The sequence below is a fragment of the Paraburkholderia dilworthii genome (assembly GCF_000472525.1).
Classification (GTDB): domain Bacteria; phylum Pseudomonadota; class Gammaproteobacteria; order Burkholderiales; family Burkholderiaceae; genus Paraburkholderia; species Paraburkholderia dilworthii.
On record NZ_AWZT01000125.1, the window covers coordinates 1 to 2174 of the forward strand.

A 2174-nucleotide genomic window follows, 5' to 3' on the forward strand; every position below is an offset into this window, starting at 1 on the left:
ATGGCTGAACCTGAGAATATGGCCGTACCCCGTGTACGGTTCACACACCAGGCTACGCGGCGGTGGCCAAAGTCAAGGAAGCGCCCGGCACGCATTGGGGACTTATGCGGCGCTTTCGGCCTCATCCTCTCCCTGCTGGTCGCCCATCCCAGCGGCACTGGAAATGGTCTCGCGCAACCGGGTAGCGGTTCTATGACTGGACAGGCCCATCAGGTTACTCACCTGTTCGTTGGTCTTGCCTTCCAGAAGATGTCTGCGACCATAAGTGTTGCGCAACAACCGGGGGCTCTCGTCGGCAGCCGCAGCGCCGGCAGCATGCAGCGCCCCTTGCACGCATTGCCCGAGGGTGGCAGGTTTCATGGGCTTGCCGCCTGCCGTTGCCATGAAAAGAAGGCCATCCGGGGCCGACAACGCAGCGCGCGTCTTCGCATACTCCCGCAGTATTTCAACCGCGAACGCGTCGACGGGCACGCGGCGCGCGATGCGCGGCCCACGCTTTTTGACAAACACGCTGACTCTCGATCCGCCTGCGTCGAGATCGCCCACGCTCAGCGCGCTGAGTTCGGCCGCCGTGATCCCGGTGCCGAGCAGCAGTGCGACAATCGCGCGATTTCGCAGTTCCTTGAACGACTCGTACGCCGGGTTGCTGCAGACGTCCTGAAGGCGCGCATCTTCGTCCGGCCAGAGAAAGACCGGCATCGGTTCATCGTCCGGCCAGTGTTCACGAGACAGGAGAGCGGCCGCCGGATTGTCGGTGCGTAAACCCAGCAGGGAAAGATGACGCGAGAGCCGGTCCATCAGTTTCAGATAGCGTAGGCGCGTCGACGTACCGGGCTCGCAGTCGCGGTCGAGGTCAGCAAAGAAGCCGTCGATATGATCAGTGCCGAAGTCCATCACCGTGATGCCGCGGCTCCTGAGATACCGATGGAGGCGGGCAAACATCGACCGATGCTGAACGATGGAACGCTCGGCAAACGCGCGCCTGTCTGCACCAGTCGCCTCGGCGCGTTGCCATTCGGCATAAGCCGCTTCAGGGTCCGACAGCCAGAGTTCAGAATCCATAAATATATATACTGAAAGTGCGCCTTCCCCCATCATAACGAAGCTCACGCCTCGCCAAAAACCAGCCACCATAAGGAAGGGGCACTGGTCGAAGAGGGTCTGGGTGTCGGTTCATCGGTAGGGCAACGTGTGCGACGGAAGGTCTGTCGCCCATCGTACCGATCGCCGACCGATGTCAAGGCGGGGGTGCGGAAGATCAACAAGATGGGGAATCGCATGACCGAGCTATCGCAACAGTGTCGAACGCTGCTTTACCGGATGATGTGGCAGACGCCCGAGGGCGTCGTTGACGCGCTTGCACTTTGCGCGATGCGCGAGGAGGCGAGGCGGCTGTTCTATTCCGCGATTTCGCACCTGTCGGGCATTCACGAGGACGAGCTCGAACTGTTTAACCTCGAGTCGTTCGACGATCTGGTGAACGCTGGCGTCAGCAGTTACGAGGACGTGCGTATATTCGAGACACAGTGGAACGGCGCCCGTGTTATCGGGTGGACGACAAGGCCGCTCTTCCTGACGCCTGATCCGACGTTGATCGCCAGGTTGGCAAACCTGCGCGCAGACCATGCTGCGGCACAGGCCAACTCGGTCATCTCGCGTATCAGCGGGCGCGGATACTGATCCGTCGAAACACGGCGGATGCGTCAGTTGCCAAAGAGGTCGCGGGTCGAGCCGGGCTGCTGCAACTCCGGCACGTTGCCCTGACGGATCTTCGCGACCGTCGCCCCTGGTGGCCATGCTTCTTCCATGGCACCGATGCCTTGCTCGATGATCTGCTGCAGAAAGAACGACTGTTTCCGTCCGGTTGTCTCCGCGAGCAGCCGCAGTCGGTGCTCGACCTGCGGATCGATGCGGACCGCCACCACTTTCAGCTTGTTGTCGGCACTTCTTTCATTCAGGCTCCCGCCATTTCCAACGGCAGTGCGATCGCAATCAATCTTTTCTCGGAGCGACCTTCCATCGTCGTCAGTCAGGATCAGAAACGTCTCGCCGTTGAACTGGGTGTTGGTTGTCGCCGCCAGTTCGATGTGACCCACCAGAACCGATTCGTCATCCCAGGCAGGCCGGTCAACGAGCTGTGCCACGTAGTGCACATACACCTTATCGCCCGCCTG

At 60.9% G+C, this 2174-nt stretch carries 3 protein-coding genes; 1 reads left to right on the forward strand and 2 read right to left on the reverse strand.

Annotated features, from left to right (window positions below; genetic code table 11):
- Positions 1–102 precede the first annotated feature (102 nt).
- Positions 103–1110 (reverse strand): tyrosine-type recombinase/integrase, encoded by a 1008-nt coding sequence (locus F759_RS0135445; RefSeq protein ID WP_322787135.1) that lies wholly within the window; start codon positions 1108–1110, stop codon positions 103–105.
- 168 nt (positions 1111–1278) lie between these two features.
- On the opposite strand from F759_RS0135445, the gene F759_RS0135450 reads away from it, so the two are divergent.
- On the forward strand, positions 1279–1680 hold the full coding sequence (locus F759_RS0135450) for a hypothetical protein (protein WP_036026309.1): 402 nt from the start codon (positions 1279–1281) through the stop codon (positions 1678–1680).
- Between the two features lie 23 nt (positions 1681–1703).
- Here the strand turns inward: F759_RS0135450 and F759_RS45105 are convergent.
- Positions 1704–2174 (reverse strand): hypothetical protein (locus F759_RS45105; protein ID WP_322787136.1); only part of this gene is annotated, 471 nt, incomplete at its 5' end.

Coding starts and splice junctions, on each gene's coding strand:
- F759_RS0135450 (WP_036026309.1), top strand. CDS start 1,279: ATGACCGAGCTATCGCAACAGTGTCGAACGCTGCTTTACCGGATGATG.